The sequence below is a fragment of the Bullifex porci genome (genome assembly GCF_009695635.1).
In the GTDB taxonomy this organism is placed as follows: Bacteria; Spirochaetota; Spirochaetia; order Sphaerochaetales; family Sphaerochaetaceae; genus Bullifex; species Bullifex porci.
In genome coordinates, this window is sequence record NZ_VUNN01000032.1 from 1 (window position 1) to 20,914 (window position 20,914).

General features: G+C 36.4%; 23 protein-coding genes, 1 pseudogene and 1 other annotated feature. Of the genes and pseudogenes, 19 read left to right on the plus strand and 5 right to left on the minus strand.

The window, feature by feature from the left end; translation table 11 throughout:
* Positions 1–272, plus strand: a 272-nt coding sequence (locus FYJ80_RS11820; RefSeq protein ID WP_206361078.1) for a hypothetical protein, incomplete at its 5' end; no start/stop codon positions are given.
* A gap of 189 nt (positions 273–461) precedes the next feature.
* On the opposite strand, the pseudogene tnpA reads toward FYJ80_RS11820, so the two are convergent.
* A pseudogene (gene tnpA / locus FYJ80_RS10795) lies at positions 462–941 on the minus strand (IS200/IS605 family transposase).
* Between the two features lie 290 nt (positions 942–1,231).
* Between tnpA and yajC the strand changes: the two are divergent.
* From yajC to FYJ80_RS10850, 12 genes are all read left to right on the plus strand, one after another.
* Positions 1,232–1,612 (plus strand): preprotein translocase subunit YajC, encoded by a 381-nt coding sequence (yajC, locus tag FYJ80_RS10800; RefSeq protein ID WP_154426809.1) that lies wholly within the window; start codon positions 1,232–1,234, stop codon positions 1,610–1,612.
* A gap of 10 nt (positions 1,613–1,622) precedes the next feature.
* Entirely contained in the window at positions 1,623–3,329 is a 1,707-nt protein-coding gene (gene secD / locus FYJ80_RS10805; RefSeq protein WP_154426811.1) for a protein translocase subunit SecD, read from the plus strand.
* Positions 3,326–4,543 carry a protein translocase subunit SecF gene (gene secF, locus FYJ80_RS10810; protein WP_154426813.1) on the plus strand — a complete coding sequence of 406 codons (1,218 nt, stop codon included), beginning with the start codon at positions 3,326–3,328 and terminating at the stop codon, positions 4,541–4,543. Before secD ends, secF begins: the two co-directional genes overlap by 4 nt.
* On the plus strand, positions 4,540–5,397 hold the full coding sequence (gene ispH, locus FYJ80_RS10815; protein ID WP_154426815.1) for a 4-hydroxy-3-methylbut-2-enyl diphosphate reductase: 858 nt from the start codon (positions 4,540–4,542) through the stop codon (positions 5,395–5,397). Before secF ends, ispH begins: the two co-directional genes overlap by 4 nt.
* Entirely contained in the window at positions 5,360–5,839 is a 480-nt protein-coding gene (locus FYJ80_RS10820; protein WP_235899639.1) for a redox-sensing transcriptional repressor Rex, read from the plus strand. The genes ispH and FYJ80_RS10820 overlap by 38 nt, the downstream gene beginning before the upstream one ends.
* Positions 5,805–6,005, plus strand: a complete 201-nt coding sequence (locus FYJ80_RS11995; RefSeq protein ID WP_235899640.1) for a hypothetical protein — start codon at positions 5,805–5,807, stop codon at positions 6,003–6,005. Before FYJ80_RS10820 ends, FYJ80_RS11995 begins: the two co-directional genes overlap by 35 nt.
* Positions 6,006–6,191: 186 nt before the next feature.
* Entirely contained in the window at positions 6,192–6,443 is a 252-nt protein-coding gene (locus tag FYJ80_RS10825; RefSeq protein WP_154426817.1) for a (2Fe-2S) ferredoxin domain-containing protein, read from the plus strand.
* A gap of 1 nt (position 6,444) precedes the next feature.
* Entirely contained in the window at positions 6,445–8,232 is a 1,788-nt protein-coding gene (locus FYJ80_RS10830) for a [Fe-Fe] hydrogenase large subunit C-terminal domain-containing protein (RefSeq protein WP_154426819.1), read from the plus strand.
* Complete coding sequence (locus tag FYJ80_RS10835; protein WP_154426821.1) at positions 8,233–9,429, plus strand: SpoIIE family protein phosphatase; 1,197 nt, start codon at positions 8,233–8,235, stop codon at positions 9,427–9,429.
* A 14-nt stretch (positions 9,430–9,443) separates the two neighbouring features.
* Entirely contained in the window at positions 9,444–9,707 is a 264-nt protein-coding gene (locus tag FYJ80_RS10840) for an NADH-quinone oxidoreductase subunit NuoE family protein (RefSeq protein ID WP_154426823.1), read from the plus strand.
* Positions 9,700–11,163 carry a monomeric [FeFe] hydrogenase gene (locus FYJ80_RS10845; RefSeq protein WP_154426825.1) on the plus strand — a complete coding sequence of 488 codons (1,464 nt, stop codon included), beginning with the start codon at positions 9,700–9,702 and terminating at the stop codon, positions 11,161–11,163. Before FYJ80_RS10840 ends, FYJ80_RS10845 begins: the two co-directional genes overlap by 8 nt.
* Positions 11,163–11,648, plus strand: coding sequence for a GAF domain-containing protein (locus FYJ80_RS10850; protein ID WP_154426827.1), 486 nt, complete (start codon positions 11,163–11,165; stop codon positions 11,646–11,648). The genes FYJ80_RS10845 and FYJ80_RS10850 overlap by 1 nt, the downstream gene beginning before the upstream one ends.
* Here the strand turns inward: FYJ80_RS10850 and FYJ80_RS10855 are convergent.
* The 4 genes from FYJ80_RS10855 to FYJ80_RS10870 all read right to left on the minus strand — a co-directional run bounded on the left by FYJ80_RS10855 (position 11,611) and on the right by FYJ80_RS10870 (position 14,273).
* Positions 11,611–12,588: a sensor histidine kinase gene (locus FYJ80_RS10855; RefSeq protein ID WP_206361079.1), complete on the minus strand. Its 978-nt coding sequence runs from the start codon at positions 12,586–12,588 to the stop codon at positions 11,611–11,613. The genes FYJ80_RS10850 and FYJ80_RS10855 overlap by 38 nt on opposite strands.
* Before the next feature lie 83 nt (positions 12,589–12,671).
* The gene (locus tag FYJ80_RS10860; protein WP_154426831.1) at positions 12,672–13,343 is read right to left on the minus strand and encodes a response regulator transcription factor; all 672 of its coding nucleotides are present in this window, start codon (positions 13,341–13,343) and stop codon (positions 12,672–12,674) included.
* Positions 13,344–13,396: 53 nt separating this feature from the next.
* Entirely contained in the window at positions 13,397–13,897 is a 501-nt protein-coding gene (locus tag FYJ80_RS10865) for a hypothetical protein (protein ID WP_154426833.1), read from the minus strand.
* A gap of 1 nt (position 13,898) precedes the next feature.
* Positions 13,899–14,273, minus strand: a complete 375-nt coding sequence (locus tag FYJ80_RS10870; RefSeq protein ID WP_154426835.1) for a hypothetical protein — start codon at positions 14,271–14,273, stop codon at positions 13,899–13,901.
* 102 nt (positions 14,274–14,375) lie between these two features.
* Between FYJ80_RS10870 and FYJ80_RS10875 the strand changes: the two genes are divergently transcribed.
* From FYJ80_RS10875 to FYJ80_RS10900, 6 genes are all read left to right on the plus strand, one after another.
* Complete coding sequence (locus FYJ80_RS10875; protein WP_154426837.1) at positions 14,376–15,200, plus strand: hypothetical protein; 825 nt, start codon at positions 14,376–14,378, stop codon at positions 15,198–15,200.
* A gap of 50 nt (positions 15,201–15,250) precedes the next feature.
* Positions 15,251–15,482, plus strand: a binding site (T-box leader).
* Between the two features lie 69 nt (positions 15,483–15,551).
* Positions 15,552–17,288 carry a threonine--tRNA ligase gene (gene thrS / locus FYJ80_RS10880; RefSeq protein WP_154426839.1) on the plus strand — a complete coding sequence of 579 codons (1,737 nt, stop codon included), beginning with the start codon at positions 15,552–15,554 and terminating at the stop codon, positions 17,286–17,288.
* 50 nt (positions 17,289–17,338) lie between these two features.
* Complete coding sequence (locus tag FYJ80_RS10885) at positions 17,339–17,671, plus strand: cupin domain-containing protein (RefSeq protein ID WP_154426841.1); 333 nt, start codon at positions 17,339–17,341, stop codon at positions 17,669–17,671.
* Positions 17,671–19,173 carry a carboxypeptidase M32 gene (locus FYJ80_RS10890; RefSeq protein WP_154426843.1) on the plus strand — a complete coding sequence of 501 codons (1,503 nt, stop codon included), beginning with the start codon at positions 17,671–17,673 and terminating at the stop codon, positions 19,171–19,173. Before FYJ80_RS10885 ends, FYJ80_RS10890 begins: the two co-directional genes overlap by 1 nt.
* Positions 19,170–19,763 (plus strand): CDP-diacylglycerol--glycerol-3-phosphate 3-phosphatidyltransferase, encoded by a 594-nt coding sequence (gene pgsA / locus FYJ80_RS10895; protein WP_154426845.1) that lies wholly within the window; start codon positions 19,170–19,172, stop codon positions 19,761–19,763. Before FYJ80_RS10890 ends, pgsA begins: the two co-directional genes overlap by 4 nt.
* Positions 19,760–20,536 carry an HAD-IIB family hydrolase gene (locus tag FYJ80_RS10900; RefSeq protein ID WP_154426847.1) on the plus strand — a complete coding sequence of 259 codons (777 nt, stop codon included), beginning with the start codon at positions 19,760–19,762 and terminating at the stop codon, positions 20,534–20,536. Before pgsA ends, FYJ80_RS10900 begins: the two co-directional genes overlap by 4 nt.
* The last annotated feature ends 378 nt before the right edge of the window (positions 20,537–20,914 follow it).

Consider the following 20,914-nt stretch of genomic DNA (forward strand, 5'->3'; position numbering starts at 1 on the left):
TGTTTTCAACAGAGTATGACAAAGTAGAAAAGGAAAAGGTATTAAGAGAAAAATATAAGCTTTCGATAGAAGCGATAAATGAAGGAGAGGCTATGTGTAATTATTCTCAAATGGTTTTAGATAATGGAAGGTTAAATGGCTTACATGAAGCATATATTAAAATGTATCTCTCTAATGTTCTTACTCTTGATAGAGCAGCTAAGGAATGTAGTGTTTCTAAAGAAGAGTTTATCAGCTTAGTTGAAGATTATAAAAAGGATGGAAAAGTATAATTATTAGCTTTTAGATCATCAATCAAAACTACCGGCTCAGCCGGTAGTTTGTACTGCGGGTGCAACCCTTTTCTACCGGCTGGCGCTGACTGCGCCCTGAATTGCACTTCCTTTCGCACCATCTTTACAGGCTGCTGCTAAAGCAGCTCTGGTCTTATGTTAATGTTGGAATTTTTCTTCCACCAGATTTTATTTCTTATTTTTATTGCCTTTATTTGGCTCTCCTGTAAATGGATCGAAAAGCTCATCCATCATCAGCTGCTCGGACAATTTGTCCTCAACTAGCTGGTTTCGGATGTACTTTTCTATTGCCGCTTTATTCCTTCCTACCGTGTCTACATAAAATCCTCTGCACCAGAATTATCGGTTCCCATACTTGTACTTTAGATTCGCAAACCTATCGAATATCATTAGGCTACTCTTCCCTTTTAGGTACCCCATGAATGCTGACACGCTTAGTTTCGGCGGAATCTATACTAGCATGTGTATATAATCGGGGCAACATTCCGCCTCAACTATTTCTACCCCTTTCCTTGTACATAACTCTCTTAATATTTTTCCTATCTCTATTTTGAGTCTTCCATATATTACTAGTCGTCTGTACTTCGGTGCAAATACTATGTGGTATTTACAATTCCATTTGGTATGAGCTAAACTTTCCTCATCCATTTTTATTCTCCTTTATTGGTAGTGGTGCTATTTGGGAATGCAACACTTCCATTATTGGAGAATTTTTTATTTGTGTATAGCTAAAGCTTTTTTAACCTCCAGCCCAGCTGGAGGTATTCGTTACACAACAAAAAGGCGTTATGCACTTTTGCAAAACGCCTTTGTTTGTGCGTATAATACAGGTAATGTTACATTTTGTTAAAGAGTAATTAGAAAAAACGTACCTTGACGACAATATGTTATAGATGGTATTTTTTTAAAGAAAAATTTTTTTATTAGAGGATTTTATTATGGATTCAACTACAGGTTCAATGTGGACCACTTTTATCATGTTTGGTGCTATCATTCTTATTTTCTATTTTCTAATTATTAGACCACAGAAAAAGAGAGATAAAGAAACTCAAGCTATGATCGATAGCCTTAAGAAGGGTGATAAGGTAATTACAATTGGTGGTATTCACGGTACTGTCGTTGCAGTTAAGGAAAAGACCGTTGTTTTAAAGGTCGATGACAATGCAAGAATTGAGTTCTTAAAGACAGCTGTATCAACAGTAGTTAATAAGGATGCTGTTAAGAGTGCTCCTTCAAAGAAGAAGGAAGCTGAGAAGAAAGCTGAAGCTATTGAAGAGACAAAGCCAGAAGAGGCTGTTGAGAGTAAAGAAGAAAAGTAAGGATTAAGTGATGAAGAATGCAGGTCGTATAGCTCTGGTTCTTCTTGTCCTTATCGTATCAGCAGTACTACTTTATCCTAGTATAAAGTGGTACTGTTTTGTTTCTGAGGATGTGAAGAATCTTGCAACAGGTTCTAAGGAACAAATTCGTTCTTACTCAAGAGCCAAAGCTAGTGAGGATGGTGATGCCTTGCTTGCCTTAGGTGGGGCTGCTGCCATTCCTAAGGAGTATTCCTATTTAATAGATGAAGCAAAGGATAGAGGCTATAAGAGTAGCTCTTGGGATGTTTCATCTCTTATGGGTGCTTTTAAAAATAAGAGTGACCTTTATAGTGTAATTGAAAACCACTATCGAAAAGAGATAATGGATGCAAAGGCTCTTCAAAATAGAATATTATCACTTGGTCTAGATTTAAAGGGTGGTGTATCTGTGCTTCTTGAAGCAGATGTTGCAGCCTTTGAAGAGAAGCTTGGTCACGCGCCATCTGCAGAAGAGATTAGTAGTGCAGTATCTCAGGATATTGAGATTCTATCATCTCGTATCGACCAATATGGTGTTAGTGAGCCTGATATCAGAAAGCAGGGTGATAACCAAATATTAATTGAAATCCCAGGCGAAGCAGATACAGAAAGAGTTAACTCCTTTTTACAGGGAAAGGGTAGCTTATATTTCTGCTTAGTAGATGCATCCTTAACAAATAAGGTAAATTCTCTATACCAAAATGATCCAAATAGCTTCTTTGATGAAAATGGTGAGCTAGTAACACCATCAATAGTTCCTAATGGAAAGCTTATGCTTGGCTACTATAAGAGTGATGATTACTCACTAGATGTTTTAGAGAGCCTTGTAGTTTTAGATCCAACAGTTACACTAGATGGTTCCTACATAGAATCCTCTCAGCAGAGTAAGGATAATGTTACTAATCGTCCTGTTGTAAACTTTACACTTTCAAGTGAGGGTGGACGTCTATTCTATGAGCTAACCTCAAAGCATAAGGGAGAGCCTTTAGCTGTAGTTCTCGATGGAAAGGTTAGAAGTGTTGCAACAATTAATGATGCAATTAGTAGTAATGTTCAGATTTCAGGCTTTACAGAGAAGGAAGCTCAAGCCTTAGCAATTACCTTAAAGAGTGCCTCCTTCCCAATTGATCTTGAAATCGTGTCGATGACTAGTGTTGGTGCAACTTTAGGTGATGATGCAGTTAAAACAGGTCTTATGGCAATAGTTATTGGTTTTATGCTTGTTATAATCTTTATGATTGCATATTACTCATTATCTGGATTAGTTGCTGATATAGCACTTCTATTAAATCTATTTATTATGGTTTCTCTTCTTTCTGCACTAAGCTTTACAGTAACACTTACCTCTATAGCTGGATTAATCCTAACTCTAGGTATGGCTGTTGATGCAAATGTTATTATCTATGAAAGAATTAAAGAGGAGCTTAAAAAGGGTAAGAGTGCATATGCAGCCTTAGAAAGTGGCTTTAAAAGAGCCTTCTGGACTATTATGGACTCTAACGTAACTACAATTATCGCTGCATTAGTACTATCAACTCTTGGAAGTAGTAGTGTTAAGGGCTTTGCAATTACACTTGCTATTGGTATTGCAAGCTCTCTATTTACATCACTTTATTTCAGCCACTTAGTCTTTAGTTTGTTTATTAAAGAGGATACTAAGAGGTTTATGATTTCATTTAAAGGAGGCAAAAGATGAATAAATTAATTAAGTATAGATATCTGTTTATGCTTCCTTCTGCATTAATTATTATTGCAGGCTTAGTAGTTCTATTCACATTAGGCTTTAATACTGGTATCGATTTTTCATCTGGCTTATTTGAACAAATTCAAATTGCACCAGTTGGCTTTGATATTTCATATAGTGGAGACGGTAGTGCAAATCTAAGTGCTCAGCAGGGAGTTTTAAAGCTAACAATTAAGGAGAGTGGAAATACTACTATTTATGAGGTTGACCCAAATAGCTATAAAACTGTAAATGATGCAGCTTGCTACCTTGGAGAGATAAATAATATTACCATTAATATTAAAAATGACTCTCTAGATATGGAGGACATCGTAGTTGGTGCTAATTTCCCAGTAACACTTAGTTCAGCTCCTTTTCATGTGAATTTCGCAACTAATAGTGATGATGTATCAATTTCTGATATTCGCTCTGCACTTTCTCCAATGAATGGGCTAAATGTCCAGGTTGCAGGAAATAAATCAGATGGGATTTTCTCAATTAAGGTCAAGGTCGATGAGGGAGAGACTCAGAGAGAGCTTGAAAGCCAAATGAAGAGCTTACTCTTAGAGCTTGCGTCCCCTGAAGAAATAGTAACACTTCAGAGTGATTTCGTTGGACCTAAGTTCTCATCAACACTATTTACTTCCTCGATTAAGGCTGTAGTTATAGCAGTTGCATTAATACTTGTTTATATTTGGGTTAGATTTAGATTTTCATATGCAATTTCATCTATTATTGCACTACTTCACGATGTATTAATGATGTTTGCTTTTATCTTAATCTTTAGATTAGAGGTTTCCTCAACTACAATTGCAGCTGTATTAACTATAATTGGATACTCATTAAACAATACAATAGTAATCTTTGATAGAATTAGAGAGAATGTAATATATGTTAAGGGTAATGATGTTGATAGAACTATCATAGTTTCTATTAAAGAGAGCTTATCAAGAACTATCATTACTAGCTTAACAACACTCTTTGCTGTTATCCCTCTTGCTATCTTCACAACTGGTGCGATTAAGGGCTTTGCAATTAACCTCGTTTGGGGTGTATTAGTTGGTACCTATTCCTCTAACTTTATTGCTCCAGTTTTACTGAGACTTTTCCATAAGATTGATCCAATTAATAAGGTTAAGGAAAAGAAGAAGGATGAGAGCTATCATATTGGGGATGCTTACGTATGAAGAATGTTGAGCTTGCATCAATCTTTGGGTTTTGTAAGGGTGTTGAAGCATCTGTAAACCTTGCTGTTGAGTTAATTAAAAACCACAAGGGTGAGAAGCTTTATACAGCAGGTGAATTAATCCACAATAAGTGGATAGTTAATAACCTTGCAGAACAAGGAATAATCCCTATCTCAGGGCCTGAGGGCCATGAGAAGGGTATAGTTCTTATCTGCGCACATGGAATTACTCCCACATTAAAGCAGCAATATATCGATGCGGGCTTTAAGGTCGTAGATGGAACCTGTAGAATTATTCTAAGAAACCAAAAATTGATTGGCGAAACAAATAATCAAACGATATTTATTGGTAAGAAAAATCATCCTGAGACGATTTCTACTATGGCCTTTGCAAAGAGGCCTTCTATATTAATCTCTCAAGTCAGTGATTTAGATTTACTTGAAAGAAATATTAGGTATGATGCTATAGTTCAAACAACATACTCATCAAGTATTATTAGTGATTTAAAAGAAGCTATTAAAGAAAGGGGACTTGATGTTAATTTTCTTTCAGATATTTGTAATTCATCACAAAGAAGAAGAGATGCTGTAAAGAAACTGTGTGAAACCTGTGAGTCTATTGTTATAATAGGAGATAAGCATAGTGCAAACTCTCAAGGACTTAAAAAAATTGCAGAGGAGGAGGGTAAACCAGCCTTTCTAGTCTCTGATGTAGATGATATTACTCCTGAGATTTTGCGTTATAAACACATAGGATTAAGTGCTGGTGCATCTGTCCCTATGGATGTGATTACTAGAGTTAGGAGGTATTTGATAAATGGAGAAGCCGCTTGTTCTACCGATTCCAACAGTTAAAAGATTTCCTTCATACTTGAGAATTCTTCATCAATTTCATGAAAGGGGTGAGGAATATATCTCTGCTACAATTCTAGCAGATGAGCTTGGCTTAAAGCCTATTCAGGTAAGAAAGGATATTTCATATACAGGAATCGAGGGAAAGCCAAAGGTTGGCTTTGAGATTAAAGCACTCGTAAAAATCCTTAATCATGTGTTAGGTTGGGATAACACTAACGAAGCAATTATTATTGGTTCTGGTAACCTTGGTTCTGCACTAGCTGGTTACAACGGCTTTAGAGCATATGGTCTTAGCATGGTTGGACTCTTTGATAACGATATAACAAAGGTTGGCCGAAAGGTTGGAGCTTTAACAATTCAATCTGTTGAGGAGCTTCCAAATTTTATCCGTGAGCATAGAATCGTAATTGCTTCCTGCAAATGTCGCTCAGAAGGTTGCTGATGATATTATTTCACTTGGTATTAAGGCTATTTGGAATTTTGCCCCTATCGATTTAAAGGTACCATCATCGGTTGCTCTACAAAGAACAGATTTAGCAACAGCACTCGCCGTATTATCTGTTAAAATGCAAAATAAGCTTGAAACTGCAGAGGATGAGCTAAATTAATAATCTTTTATTTACTAATTAATATACCGTGTCCATAATTTATGTGAACACGGTTATATATTCTTACAATTAAATAATATTTTAACTCAATAAAACTACAAAAAAATAAGTTATCTATTTGCAATATTCCATTTTATTGACTAACCATAACTCCTAGGTTAAGCTTTATCTTGAGGTAAATTAAGGATGGACAAGAATATCACAATCGAGCTATGTATGGGCTCAAGTTGTTTCGCAAGAGGAAATAGTGAGAACCTACAGGCTATAGAAGTGTTTTTATCAGAGCGTGGTTTATCTGATAGAGTAGAACTTGTTGGCCATCTCTGCCTTGGAAAATGCAAAGAGGGACCAAATTTAAGAATAGCTGGTAAGGATTATTCAGGTCTAACACCAGATTGTGTTGTGGATATTCTTAAGCAGGAACTGGGGGTTAAGTAATATGGTTTATCCTGTTTATACTGAGACTACATATTGCCGTGACTGTTATAAATGTGTAAGAAGCTGTCCTGTAAAGGCAATCCAAATTAAGGATGGAAGTGCAGTAATTATTAAGGACCGCTGTATATTTTGTGGTAAATGTGTTGCTATTTGCCCTAATAGTGCAAAGAAGATTAGAAGTGATTTATCTAGAGCGCAAATGCTTGTTAAGTCAAAGAAGAGAGTAATTTGTTCTCTTGCTCCATCCTTTGCTGCAGAGTTCCAAGGCCATGAGGATGCAGTTCTCTCTGCAATTATTAGTTTAGGCTTTAGCGATATTTCAGAAACAGCAATTGGTGCTACTATCGTATCTGCAGCTATAGATATGTATGCAAATGAGCACGATGGAAAATGTTCCTGGATTAGTACCGCCTGTCCATCTGTTGTAGAGCTTGTTAGAAAATATTACCCAGAGGCTGTAAATCGTTTAGCTAAGGTTCCATCTCCTTTACAAACACATTGTGCTTACTTAAGAAGTATTTATGGTAATGATATTGGTATTGTATTTATAGGTCCATGTATTGCTAAAAAGAATGAAGCAGATACAACACCAGGATATCCTGATATAGCTATTACCTTTGATGAGCTTAGAAGCTGGCTAAAGGAAGAAAGAATTGATCTTGATAGTATCGATACCTCAAATAAGGTAGCTTTCGCTCCAGCTAAGGCTGGAATTGCAACCCTATATCCAGTTGAAAGAGGTCAAATTGTTACCTCTAAAATATGGGGTGAGAAGCCATTTTGCAGAGATGCATTAGCTCTATCTGGAGTTAATGAGATTCATGATGTACTTGCTCAAGGTCGTGATAACGATCCTTTCTTAGAGCTTCTTGGTTGTGAGGGTGGATGTATTAATGGCCCTGTATCTGATAAGTGTAAATCACTTGCTGTTAGAAAGAATGCTATTGCTCAATTTACTGAAAGCAGGATTTCTTCTGGAGAAAAGCTCTTTGAGCCTAAGGAAGAATTTGTAAGAGAGGTTCTTGATAAGGGCTATAGTATTTTAGGTGGAAGTCAGCCTGCAAGTGATACAGCCTTTAATAAAAAATTCTCAGAGGAAGAAATAAAGCAGGCACTACTTGATTTAGGAAAGAGCACAAAGGCAGATGAGCTTAACTGTGGTGGTTGCGGCTATAATACCTGTCGTGATATGGCTATAGCTTACCTTTCTGGTATGGCTGAGGTTGAAATGTGTGTCACTAAGATGAGAAAGGAAGCACAAAGTAAGGTTGATATGCTATTAAGGACAATTCCAAATGCAGTTGTTATCGTAAATAGAGACCTTAATATTGCAGATTGTAATATAAACTTCCTAAAGATTTTTGGTGATATGGATGAGTCTTTATTGGATGATTCTATGCTTTCATTAGTATCAGGACTCCCATTAGAGCGATTTGTACCTTTCTATGAGAAGTTCTCTGATGAGTTCTATGCTCAAAAGCGTAACCAATATCGCTTACACTATAAGGATAAGTTTTTACGTGTAACATTCTTCTTAGTTGAGAAGAATAGATTACTTGGTGCAATGTTTGATGATATTACATCTCCAACTGTAAAGAGAGAGACTGTTGTTAAGAAGGCTGAGGATGTAATTCAGAAATCACTTGAGACTGTACAGCAGATAGCATCTCTACTTGGTGAGAATGCAGCTGAAACAGAGATTATGCTTAATAGCTTAATCGATGCATTCAGTGTTCACTCTGATTCTAATAGTGATGGCTTTACAATCGATGATGAGGTAGAGGTGTAAATGAATAATATCTTCATCGATGTAGACTACGCTCAAATTTATAAGCACGGCCAAAAAATTGGAGGCGATGTATTCTTACTCTCTAGAAACCCAGAGAGTAATAAAATAGTATGTACTCTTTCTGATGGCTTAGGCTCAGGAGTTAAGGCAAATGTACTTGCCTCTCTCACTGCGCACATGGCTCATAAATTGAGTTTCTCTCCAATCGATTTAGGACACTCTGCTGAGATTATAATGAATACTCTTCCTGTGTGTCGTGAAAGAAAGATTAGCTATTCAACATTTACAATTGCAGATATTCATTACAAGGAAAATATGGAGAATATCAATGTTCGTCTTGTTGAATATGATAATCCATTAGCTCTTCGATTTAAGGGAAGTGAACCAATTTCTTGGCAAAAGGATAAAAGAGAGCTTCAAAGAGAAGCAGCCTTTAAGAAGGAGGTTGTCCAGTATTCTCAATTTAATATGGAGATTGGAGAGCGCTTAATAATGTTTTCCGATGGAGTTTCTCAATCGGGCTTAGGAAAGTCTCTTCCTCTTGGTTGGAGAACTAGTGGTGTTCAGAAATATGTTTCTGAGTTAATTAAGTCAAATCCAGATATTTCATCTAGAGAGCTTAGTAGTGCGATTGTTCAAAAGGCAAATACTCTTGATGGCTTATGCTCAAAGGATGATATTACTGCAGTAGTTGTATATATTAGACGACCTAGAAAGACAGTTATTGTTACAGGACCTCCTTTTACAAAGGAAGCCGATGAAGTTTTAGGTGAAAAGATTAGAGCCTTTGATGGTAGAAAGATCGTTTCTGGTGGTACTACAGCATTAATTGTATCAAGATTATTTAATGCTAAAATCAAGGTTGATCTCTCATGCTGGTCTCCAGATGTACCTCCTGCAAGTAAGATGGATGGTATTGATCTTGTTACAGAGGGTATGCTTACACTATCGAGGGTTGCAAATGTATTAGAGAAGAAGCTTCCTGTTGCTCAGCTTCCTAACGACCCTGTTAAGAAGTTTGTAGAGATTTTACTTGATAGTGACCAAATACACTTTATAGTTGGTACAAAGATTAATGAGGCTCATCAGGACCCAAATATACCTGTTGAGATTGGTATTAGAAGAACAATAGTAGGGCGACTTAGAAGTGCGCTTGAAAATATATATTTAAAAGAAACTTCGCAAGAATATCTGTAGGAGGATAATAGTTTATGAAGAAAGAAAAAGTTCAGGTAAAGATCTGTGTAGGTACAGCTTGTTTTGTACAGGGTGGATCAGATTTACTTCTTTACAATGATTTCGTTGATCCTGCAATTATCGCAGAGTGTGAAATCGAGGGTTCTTCTTGCTTGAACGCATGTAAGGCAGATGGCGCCGGTGCTCCATATGTTGAAATTAATGGAGTTATTCATTCAAAGGTTACACAGGAAAAGTTTTGCAGATTACTTACGGAGGCTGTAAAGAATAATGCTTGAGATCAACAACCAATATACAGCAATAAGAAGACGTATTGATACAGAGGTATTAAAGCTCTTCTTCTCTGGTGAGCTTGAAGATAAGATTGATAGTCTTCCTTTTGAGATTATTCCTAAAGATAGAATTCCTAGCCGTTGTTGTATCTATAAGGAAAGAGCTATGGTTCGATATAGAATTATGGCACTCCTTGGTATTGATATCGAGCGCTTTGATGATGAAGAAAAGCCATTAAAGGCTTATGCTAAAGAGGTCTTAGAAAATAACCCTCCTGTTCTTCCTCTACTCACTACTATTAGTACAGGCTGCTACGGCTGTCCTCCTGATCAATATAGAATAAGTGACGCATGTCGTGGCTGCTTTGCTCGTCCATGTATGGCGAACTGTCCAAAGGATGCGATTTCATTTATTAATGGTCAAGCTCACATCAATGAAGAGAGATGTATCCGTTGTGGAAAATGTATGGATGTATGTCCTTTCCATGCTGTTGTACACATCCCTGTTCCTTGTGAAGAGGCATGTCCAGTTGGCGCAGTAAAGAAGAATGAAAAGGGTGTTGTAGAAATCGACCACAAAAATTGTATTAGCTGTGGACGCTGTTCAAGAAGCTGTCCATTTGGTGCTATTGCAGAAAAGAGTGGCTTATTCCCTGTAGTTAAGATGATTAAGAATCAGGAGAAGGTCATTGCTATGATTGCACCTGCTATCGAAGGTCAATATCCTGGTACTCTCTCTCAGATTAAGAGTGCTATCCTCAAGGCTGGCTTTGCAGATGTAATTGAGGTTGCTGAGGGTGCTGAGGTTACAGCTATCCATGAGGCAGAAGAGGTACAGCATAAGAAGGCAAATGGCGAAGGCTATATGACAACTAGCTGCTGTCCTGCTTATATGGAGCTTGTTAATAAGCACCTTACATTCTTAAAGGAGAGATATTCAGATGCTTATTCACCAATGATTTACACAGCAAAGCTTGCTCGTGAGAAATTTGGTGATGATGTTAAATGTGTATTTATCGGACCATGTCTTGCTAAGCGTGTTGAAGCTGTTAGAAAGGGTGGTGTTGATGGTGTTATCACATTTAGTGAGCTAGCAGCTATCTTTATGGCAAAGGGCATCGACGTAAGAGAGGAAGAGGCAGCTGATCTTGGAGATACAACAAAGTTCGCAGATTGTAGAGAATTCGCTGCATCAACTGGTGTTGCTGGTTGTGTACTTTCTCGTGTTGAGGATCCTGCTTCAATTAGAACTCAGCCAATTAATGGCGTTGATAAGAAGATGTTCAGATTAATGAAGACTTGGGAGAAGAGAGCTCCTGAGGTAGACCTTATCGAAGTAATGTGCTGTGAAGAGGGTTGTTTAAATGGCCCAGGCACAATTGTTAAGCCAATGGTTGCTAAGAAGCTCCGTGGTGGTAATAAGGCTGCAACTCCAGTTAAGTCTGTTAAGAGTTCTATCTGATGAGCTTTAGTTTTGAGCCTAGAAGCGATGAAGAGTTTTTATCATACATCGCATCCTATCTTCAAAATGATGACAGGTTAGTTAGTAATCTTGCTAACCTGTCTGCTCTTATTTATCAATATCTTGATAATATTTCTTGGTGTGGCTTTTATCTTTTAGATGGTAATGAGCTATATCTAGGTCCCTTCCAAGGTAAGGTCGCTTGTACCAAAATAAAGATTGGAAAGGGAGTATGTGGCACCTCATATCAAAGAGGTGAAACAATAGTTGTTGATGATGTTAACACCTTCCCAGGTCACATTGCCTGTGATAGTGCATCAAGAAGTGAAATAGTAGTACCAATAGAAGGCTTTGGAGTTTTAGATATAGACTCAACTTCCTTCTCTCGCTTTGGAGGAAGAGAAAAAGCATTACTTGAGGAAGTAATGAATTTACTTTCAAAAAAGCTTAATTGTAGTAATGCTTCTCAGAATGAGGAAGTGTAACAATAAAGCTACTACCTTTTTTAACCTCACTTAATACATCTATCTCTCCATTGTGAATGTCTACAATACGTTTTGCAAGAGCTAAGCCTAAGCCATTACCCTTCTCCCTATGAGAGGTATCACCTTGATAGAACTTCTCAAATATATGCTTTGTAGTATCCTCGCTCATCCCAATTCCACTATCCTCAACTCTAACAACAGCTTTATCGTTATAGAGCTTAAGGTATACTCTGACTCTTCCTCCCTGTGGTGTGAACTTAAATGCATTTGATAGCAAATTGTTCCAAACAAGTGATAGTAGAGCTGCATCCCCGAGTGTATATATTTCTTCCTCAATATCTACTTCTATTTCGATATTTCTTTCATTCCAAATATCTTCAAAACTTAGGAGTGCAGAGCATAGCTCCTCTGAGAGATTAAAGGATTCCTTTGAAGGGAATATCTCTTGGTTTTCAAGCTTATTTAAACGAAGAATATTTGTAACTAGCTCTGCAAGCTGTCTACTACTTTTAGTAATAACCTTTGCATATTCAATACGCTTTTCATCATTTAAATTTGAATCAGAGAGTAGCATCCCATAGTTTTGTATAATAGCTAAAGGAGTTTTTATCTCATGTGATACATTTGAGATAAAATCACTACGAAGAGTTTCAACACTACTGAGCTCCTTAGCAAGCTTATTAATATCATTTGCGATATCACCAAAGTAGCTTTCACTAACAGTTGGCTTTACACGCGCTGAGAAATCACCATGAGTTAACTCATTAAGACACTTTTGAATTTCCTTAGTTGGCCTTATTACTGTTATCACTCTTCTAATGTAATCGATAGTAGCAAAGGAAAGCGAGATAAATAATACAAGTAAGAAGGTTGATACTGCTGACTTAGTTATCTCTTCCTGTGTAAACTCATATCCTAAGGTCTTCATAAGAATATCCATGAAAAGAACTATAGTACAAGTTGTTACGAAAGCGACAAGCAGGAAAAAATAAATATAGTTAATAATCTCTTTATATGGCTTCTTCATTTTATTATTGCCTTATAGCCAAGTCCATGTACTGTAATTATTTCAAAGGAGGTACACATACTTAGCTTGCTACGTAATTTAGTCATATATACGTCGATAGAGCGTGGCCCAGACATCGAGTCCCATGACCAAAATTCATCTAAAAGCTGGGTGCGAGTAAAGGTTTTTCTTATATTAGTAAGTAGCTTAAATAAGATTTCAAACTCTCTCTTTGTTAACGGGATTTCTTCCTCGCGCCAGAAGGCAGAGTACTCGTCCTTATCGATAGTAAAGTCACCAATTACAATTCTTCTTGTCTTAGCTATACCAGAACGTCTTAAAAGTGCATTTATCCTTAATATTAGCTCATTAAGGTCGACCGGCTTTACCATGTAGTCATCGATACCAGCCTTATATCCCTTTGTTTTTGAGAAAATATCATCTAAAGCTGTCATAAATAGAATAGGGATTTTATCATCAATATCTCTGATTTCCTGTGCAAATTTAAAGCCATCAAAATCCTTTAGCATTATATCAGAGATAATTAAATCATACTTTTTCTCTTCAAAGGAGCTTAAAGCACTCTTTGCATCTAAAAAGCCCTCAACCTCATATCCATTGTTTGTTAAAAATGTAGAGACACTTGAATTTAAATTAATATCGTCTTCAACAAGTAAAATCCTTTCCATTAGAAAAACTCCGAATAGAAAGGATAATGCATATTTGTTTCAATATTGTAAAATTAATAGTAGAAATTTACTCCAATTAAAGGTGTTACATAGAAGTCACCCTTTACACTAAGTGAATTTCCATTATATGGAAGCTCTACAAAGTTAGATCCAAGCTTTGTGCCGATAGTAAAGCCAAAATGCTCTGTTAAGCTCCAATCTGCTCCAACGTAAGAGCCAATACCAAATGAGAATTTATCATTTGTTCCTGCAGCACTAGCACCAACTGCGATATTTACTTTAACCCCAGATTCGTCAAAGCTATATCTGTATGCAGGTCCAACAAGCATATCAATTTTCCAATCGTTAATAGACTTAACGTTAAAGAGTGCATCTGCACTACCATAGTAGCCAAAATTGGAATTGTTAAAAAATCCAATTGATTCAGAGGAAATACCTAAATAGTGATTACCATCATATGAATAGGCAAAGCTAGCTGATGTGCTTCCATCAAATGCGAAGAGTCCTGCTGTGATCACAAGGCTCAAGATTAATACTGTTAATACTTTTTTCATTTTAATCTCCTAAGTTTCTTTGTAGTTTATCTGTTAATCTCAAAATCTCTGTTGAGTATTTTGCTTTTCTTACTCCTAAATACTTATTGTAAATAGGATAGTTAATTACACAAATTATTATGCCAATGATGCCAAGTATAGTTCCTATTAACATTGTATTATTAATTCCTAGGGCAGTCCCAATATTAGTCATTGTAAGAGACATCCCAAAGCCCATAATAAGGGCACCGATAGTACCTAATACATAAGCTAAAATGGTTGGCTGAAGCTTTACCTTTTTATCAAGGTTGACTAATTCCTCAAGCTCCTTCTTATCATTTTGAATGTATTGGCTTCTGATTTTGTTTACTAAAAATTCTTCTGCTTTTTCTCTCATACTGAGGGATTCTAAATTTAAATCATTAATAATATTTTTGAAAATTGTTAAGATTTCTTTAAGTTTATAATTTTTTAACATTTTTTTGTTAAAACAGCTTATATGAAGAAGTTCTTTCTCTTAAAAGGCTATTTGGTAGCAATATTTTCAATTTTATCTGCAATCCTATTATATTGGGTCTTTGCCAATAATATGGAGAATAGTATTTTATCTTACATAATTTACACCTTCTCCTTTTATAGCCTCACAACACTAGTTTTATTCCTTTCATTGAGAGTAAAGAAAATAAAGCTTCAAATAATTTCACTATTAAAAAGGAATAATAGGACACGAGAAATTCTAGATGATAGAGTAGAAAGATATAGAACCTTTTTGTTCGTTTCATTTGTACTTAATCTAACACTATCTATTATAAAGATAGCAATAGGAGCTTATTTATCATCGTATTGGGTATTAATTAATGGTGCATATTATATGATTTTAGCAATTCTAAGAGCATTTATTTCTACATCTTGGAAGGAAAGTGCTGAAAAGCAGAGAGCTAAAATTAAGATTGCAGGTTTCCTTTTGGCTATCATGGCAATTACATATTTTGTAATACTTATTGAGATGTATATTAATTACTCAGCAATTACATATCCAATGTATTTGATTTATTTAGCTGCACTTTATGCCTTTGTAAAGGTTAGCTTTGCAATAAAGGATATATTTTCAAAGAAAATTGAAAGATCTCCAGTTATTGTAGCTACCTTTTGTGTAAAGCTTGCAAACGCATTAGTCGCTATAATATTTTTAGAAAGTAGTATGCTAGCAGAGTTTGGTAGTAATAGTGAAGGTGAAAGAGTATTACTGTTGATATCAGGGTGTATTGTTGCTTTAATCATACTTTTATTGAGCGTTTATATTTATAAGCATTCTGATAAATAAACTATTTATATATCATTCTTGACCATCAAAATATTTAAGAGTAGTATTAGCTTAACGCTGAGATAAAGACGAGTAGTTTTACCTCTTCATGAAAAGAGAGTGAAGTCGTGGCTGAGAGCTTCATGATGAATGTAAGATGAAAACCCCTTTGGAGCAGATTACGAGAAAGCAAGTAATCCGTAAGATAGTACGATAAACTTCATAAATTGAGCGTCTCTTCTGTTTTGGGAGGGGAAGCAAGGTGGAACCGCGGATTAAAGTCTTTTGAAATTCGTCCTTGCAAAGATAAGAATATTTTGCAGGAAGGGTGAAGTTCAAAAGGCTTTTTCTTTTTCTGCTAAGGAGTTTAATATGGCTAATGAAGAAAAGCTTGCTCTCATAAGACACTCAATGTCTCACGTGATGGCAGAGGCTGTTCTCGAGATGTTCCCAACAGCACAAATTGCAATTGGACCAGCTATCGAAAATGGCTTTTATTATGATTTCGAGCTTCCTCGCCAGCTTGTTAATGAAGATCTTGATGAGATTACAGAACGCATGAAGAAGATCATCAAGAGTGATAAGGAATTCAAGAGAATCGAAGTAACAAGAGCTGAAGCAAGAGAGAAGTTTAAGGACCAAAAGTATAAGCTAGAGCTTTTGGATGCAATTCCTGAAGGTGAAACAGTCACATTATATAACCAGGGTGGATTTACAGATCTTTGTCGTGGTCCACATGTAAAGTCAACTAGAGAGTTAAATCCTGATGCATTTAAGCTTCTTTCTATTGCTGGTGCTTACTGGCGTGGTAAGGAGTCAAATCCTATGCTCACAAGAATTTATGCAACAGCATGGACAAACCCTAAGGATTTAAGATTATACCTTGACCACTTAGCTGATATCGATAGAAGAGACCATAGAAAGCTTGGTAAGGAGCTTGATTTATTCTCACTCCATGAAGAGGCTGGTCCAGGTCTTGTTTATTGGCACCCACGAGGAGCTAGAATTAGACAGACTATAGAGCAGTTCTGGAGAGAAGAGCACTATAAGAATGGCTATGAGATGGTTTATACACCTCATGTAGGTAAGAGCTGGCTTTGGGAAACCTCTGGTCACTTAGGCTTCTATAAGGAAGGTATGTATCCTCCAATGGAGATGGATAATGCAGATTACTATGTAAAGCCTATGAACTGCCCATTCCATATTATGATCTATAAGAATAGCTTAAAGAGCTATAGAGACCTTCCATGCCGCTGGGCTGAGCTTGGTACAGTATATAGATATGAGAAGGCTGGTGCCCTCCATGGACTAATGAGAGTAAGAGGCTTTACTCAAGATGATGCACACCTCTTCTGTACACCAGAACAGATGGATGATGAGATTATCGAGGTATTAAGATTCTCTCTACATATGCTCCATTCCTTTGGCTTTAATGATATTCATGCTTATATTTCAACTCGCCCAGAAAAGTCAGTTGGTGACCCAGCTCTTTGGGACAGTGCTACTGAATCATTAAAGAAGGCAGTTGAGAAAGAGGGTCTTTCTTATGATATCGATGAAGGTGGTGGTGCTTTCTATGGTCCAAAGATTGACCTTAAGATTAAGGATGCTATTGGACGTGAATGGCAGCTCTCTACTGTTCAGTTCGACTTCAACCTTCCTGAAAGATTTAAGATGACATTCGTCGATAAGGATGGTGTTGAAAAGAGACCATTGATGATTCACAGAGCTCTACTTGGTTCTATTGAAAGATTCTTTGGTGTTCTCTTAGAGAACTATGCAGGAGCTTTCCCACCATGGCTTGCACCTGAGCAGGTATGCATCGTTCCTGTTGGAGAGATGGCTAATGAATATGCAAAGAAGCTTGAAGAGAGACTCAAGAGTGAAGGCTTCAGAGCATATAGCGATCTTTCTAATGATAGAATGAATGCTAAGATCAGAAAGGCTCAGCAGATGAAGGTTCCATACCAGCTCATTATTGGTGAGAAGGAAATGGCAGCTGGCTCTGTATCTGTTAGATATCGTGGTGGTAAGCAGGTTAATGGAGTTCCTTTGGAAGACTTTATTAAGGAGCTTCATGAGACTGTTAATTCCAAAGCTCAAGTTTGATTAGCAATTCGCCCCCATTCTTTGGGGGCATTTAACTATAGGAGGAATAAATGCAAAATTTCTTTTTCATCAATGATATAGAACCTAAGGACCTCGGCGGTGGCGTTACAAGAAGAGTCCTTGCTCATAATAAAGATTTAATGGTTTGCTTATTACACTTTGATAAGGGTGCAGTAGGCTCTTTACACCATCATCCACATACACAATGTACCTTTATTAAGAGCGGTGCCTTTGAATTTACAATTGATGGTGTTACAAAGGTAGTAAGAGCTGGAGATACTCTCTATAAGCAGCCTGAGGTTGTTCATGGCTGTGTATGCCTTGAAGAGGGAGAGCTAATAGATATCTTTACTCCTCAGAGAGAGGAATTCTTGGAGGCATAATGAGACCTGAGCTATTATTAGTCAAGGAAAGAGATAAAAAAATAATGAGCCTCAAGGGTATTGAGGCTCTTTTGAGCTGGGACCAAGAGACTATTTTACCTGAGAAAGCAAATGATTATAGATCTCAGCAGATGGGCTTAATGAGCTCAATTATCCAGGAAGAGGCTACAAAGGATGACTTTAGAAGGGCTGTTGAGAGCCTAGATGGTGATGAATCCTTAGCTCTTGAGGATAGAGCGTTAGTTCATTATTGGAAAAGATTTTTTCAAAGTAATGCAAATTTACCTATTTCCTTTGTTAAAAAGGAGGGTGAAGCTTTAGGAAGGTCTCATCAAGCATGGCTAAAGGCAAGAAGTGATAATGATTTTTCATACTTTGCTCCATACCTTGAGAATTTAGTTGCGCTTTCAAAGGAAAAAGCAAAAATAATTGCTCCTGATAAGTCCTGCTATGATGCATTATTAGATCTCTATGAGGAGGATTTAGATAAAAAGCTTTTAGACCCACTATTTGATGATTTAATAAAGAGCACGCACTCCTTAATGGATAAAATTGAAGATAAGGAAATTGATGACTCTATGCTATATCAAAGCTATGATGAAAGAGCTCTTCATAGCTTCTCTCTTGAGTTAAATAAAAGGATGGGCTTTGATAATTCTAGAGGATATGTAGCACTCTCTGCTCATCCATTTACAACTATGATAGGTCCTGATGATATTAGAGTAACAACTAGATACACAGACCCATCAATTTTTGATCCAATTTCATCAATCGTCCATGAAACAGGTCATGCACTTTATGATTTAAATGCTAACTTAAATGAGAAAATCGCACACTCCTCAATCGGACAGGGTGTTTCAATGGGTATTCATGAGTCTCAATCAAGATTTTGGGAGAATATGATGGGTAGATCTCTTGCCTATTGGACTTATATGTATCCAATACTTCAGGATTATATTCCATCCTTAAAAAGTGTTAAGCTTGATGACTTTTATAAGGCAATAAATAAAGTAAAGCCATCGGCTATTAGAGTTAATGCAGATGAGGTTACCTATAATTTACATATTATCCTTCGCTATAAAATGGAAAAGCTTTTATTTGAAGGCAATGTAGAAATAAGAGAGCTTCCAGAGCTTTGGAATAAGCTTTCTAAGGAGCTTATCCGCTATGATGTAAAAGATGATAGAGAGGGTATTTTACAGGATGTTCATTGGGCTGGTGGACTCTTTGGTTATTTCCCTACATACTCTTTAGGAAATCTATATGGAGCTGCATTTAGAAGTAAGCTAATTAGCGATTTGGGTGGACCTGATAATCTAGATAGAATTTTAGAGAGTGGAAATTGGAGTGAGATTACATGCTGGCAAAATGAAAATATATGGAAGCATGGTGGAATATATAGCCCAAGTAAACTCATTGAAAGAGTAACAGGTAAATCTCTTGACGCCAATGCCTTCAAGGTCTACCTTATAGAAAAGTATTCAAGGATATATGATTTATGAACATACCAAATAAATTAACTGTATTAAGACTTATTATGGTTCCTGTATTTTTCGTTTCTTTCTCACTTCCTATTTGGTTTGGAGAAGGTGCAAGAACATTTTCTATAATATTAATGCTCATTTGCTATCTTACTGCAGAGCTATCGGACTTTTTAGATGGAAGAATTGCTAGAAAGTATAATCTAGTTACTGACCTTGGTAAGGTTATGGACCCATTTGCTGATACACTTTCACACTTAACATTCTTTGTTTGTTTCTATGGTAGTGGAATTATGCCAGGCTTAGCTTTTATCATTATTATGTGGAGAGAGTTCTCAATTCTATTTTTAAGAATGCTAATGATGGGTAAGGGAAAGGCGGTTGCTGCAAATATTTGGGGAAAGAGTAAGACTGTTTTATATGCAATTACCTCTATTTGTTCAATTGTATATTTAGTACTTGCTCACTTCTATGCAGGTTCATGGCAAAGTGTATATGCTCTAGTATTAAATATCCTTTTCTATCTTGCTGCTTTAGCATCATTACTTAGCTTCTTAACCTATGTAAAGGCTATATTAGAGAGCAAAGCACTTTCTGGTATGACAAGATGAGTAATATTGAATCTAATGGCTCACCAATGGTGGGCCTTTCTGCTTTAAAGGACTTAAATATTTCATTAATCATCTCAGATGTAGATGATACTATTACATCTAATGGTAAGCTAAAGCCAAATGCCTTAGAGGCTATGTATAAAGCAAGTGAGAAGGGCTACAGAATTATTCTTCTCTCAGGAGGTTCTGCAGGGTGGTGTGAAGTATATTTAAGACAGTGGCCGATCTTTATGGTTGTAGCAGAAAGTGGTGCTGTGATGATTTATAAGGATGAAAATGGACAAATTTGTTACCAACAAAATCCTATAATAACTAAGGAAAATCTTGATTCTAGAGATAAGCTTTTAAGAATGATTGGAGAAGAAAGACTCTCTAGTGATCAATATGCACGCCTTTATGATATTGCTGTTGATTTATCAAAGGTAAATGAAAAGGAATTAAATGATATTAAAAGCATGGCAGATGTAATGGGTGCAAGCTATGCACAGTCCTCTATTCATTTAAATATCTGGTTCGGAGATTACTCTAAAAGTAAAGGTCTTTTAGCATTTATGAATCTTTGCGGAATTGATGAAGAAACTCTTAAAGAGGAGAGTATATATCTTGGAGATGCTCTAAACGATGAAGAGATGTTTAAGCTAATTCCAAATTCTATTGGTATGAAGAGTGTGTTAGATAAAAAAGAGGAGTTTAAAACACTACCTAAATATATATCTTCTTACTATGGTGGAGAAGGTTTTGCTGAAGCTCTAGATAATCTAAAAAAAATTTAAGAAATATTTTATTACCTTGTAAGACAATAGAAGAAAAGTTAAAAAAATATTAAAAAAATTAAATAAATGTTGTTGACAATGTCACGTTAAATTTGATATTTTAGTCAAGCAATCGAGCGAAAGCTTGATGATAAATAAAGTTTTTTGACAGATATATAAGCGAAGGGAAGAGAAGAAAAAATAGGTTCCTAAATGGAACAAAATAGAAGCGTAGAGCTTCTGTCAATTCAAATAAATCGAACGGAAAATGAAAAAAAGCCGGTTCGTGCGAGTATGACAGGATAAACTAGTTTAAAGAAGAAATAAGCGGGAACTTGTTCCCGTACTTTTGATAACGGAGAGTTTGATCCTGGCTCAGAACGAACGCTGGCGGCGCGT

What these genes read in the sequence shown, in the direction of transcription:
- yajC (WP_154426809.1), top strand. Translation starts at nt 1,232, where the DNA reads ATGGATTCAACTACAGGTTCAATGTGGACCACTTTTATCATGTTTGGT.
- FYJ80_RS10890 (WP_154426843.1), top strand. Translation starts at nt 17,671, where the DNA reads ATGAGACCTGAGCTATTATTAGTCAAGGAAAGAGATAAAAAAATAATG.
- FYJ80_RS10900 (WP_154426847.1), top strand. Translation starts at nt 19,760, where the DNA reads ATGAGTAATATTGAATCTAATGGCTCACCAATGGTGGGCCTTTCTGCT.
- FYJ80_RS10855 (WP_206361079.1), bottom strand. Translation starts at nt 12,588, where the DNA reads ATGGATATTCTTATGAAGACCTTAGGATATGAGTTTACACAGGAAGAG.
- FYJ80_RS10860 (WP_154426831.1), bottom strand. Translation starts at nt 13,343, where the DNA reads ATGGAAAGGATTTTACTTGTTGAAGACGATATTAATTTAAATTCAAGT.
- FYJ80_RS10885 (WP_154426841.1), top strand. Translation starts at nt 17,339, where the DNA reads ATGCAAAATTTCTTTTTCATCAATGATATAGAACCTAAGGACCTCGGC.
- FYJ80_RS10845 (WP_154426825.1), top strand. Translation starts at nt 9,700, where the DNA reads ATGCTTGAGATCAACAACCAATATACAGCAATAAGAAGACGTATTGAT.
- FYJ80_RS10835 (WP_154426821.1), top strand. Translation starts at nt 8,233, where the DNA reads ATGAATAATATCTTCATCGATGTAGACTACGCTCAAATTTATAAGCAC.
- secD (WP_154426811.1), top strand. Translation starts at nt 1,623, where the DNA reads ATGAAGAATGCAGGTCGTATAGCTCTGGTTCTTCTTGTCCTTATCGTA.
- FYJ80_RS10870 (WP_154426835.1), bottom strand. Translation starts at nt 14,273, where the DNA reads ATGAGAGAAAAAGCAGAAGAATTTTTAGTAAACAAAATCAGAAGCCAA.
- FYJ80_RS10850 (WP_154426827.1), top strand. Translation starts at nt 11,163, where the DNA reads ATGAGCTTTAGTTTTGAGCCTAGAAGCGATGAAGAGTTTTTATCATAC.
- FYJ80_RS10830 (WP_154426819.1), top strand. Translation starts at nt 6,445, where the DNA reads ATGGTTTATCCTGTTTATACTGAGACTACATATTGCCGTGACTGTTAT.
- thrS (WP_154426839.1), top strand. Translation starts at nt 15,552, where the DNA reads ATGGCTAATGAAGAAAAGCTTGCTCTCATAAGACACTCAATGTCTCAC.
- ispH (WP_154426815.1), top strand. Translation starts at nt 4,540, where the DNA reads ATGAAGAATGTTGAGCTTGCATCAATCTTTGGGTTTTGTAAGGGTGTT.
- FYJ80_RS10820 (WP_235899639.1), top strand. Translation starts at nt 5,360, where the DNA reads ATGGAGAAGCCGCTTGTTCTACCGATTCCAACAGTTAAAAGATTTCCT.
- FYJ80_RS10875 (WP_154426837.1), top strand. Translation starts at nt 14,376, where the DNA reads ATGAAGAAGTTCTTTCTCTTAAAAGGCTATTTGGTAGCAATATTTTCA.
- secF (WP_154426813.1), top strand. Translation starts at nt 3,326, where the DNA reads ATGAATAAATTAATTAAGTATAGATATCTGTTTATGCTTCCTTCTGCA.
- FYJ80_RS10840 (WP_154426823.1), top strand. Translation starts at nt 9,444, where the DNA reads ATGAAGAAAGAAAAAGTTCAGGTAAAGATCTGTGTAGGTACAGCTTGT.
- FYJ80_RS10865 (WP_154426833.1), bottom strand. Translation starts at nt 13,897, where the DNA reads ATGAAAAAAGTATTAACAGTATTAATCTTGAGCCTTGTGATCACAGCA.
- pgsA (WP_154426845.1), top strand. Translation starts at nt 19,170, where the DNA reads ATGAACATACCAAATAAATTAACTGTATTAAGACTTATTATGGTTCCT.
- FYJ80_RS10825 (WP_154426817.1), top strand. Translation starts at nt 6,192, where the DNA reads ATGGACAAGAATATCACAATCGAGCTATGTATGGGCTCAAGTTGTTTC.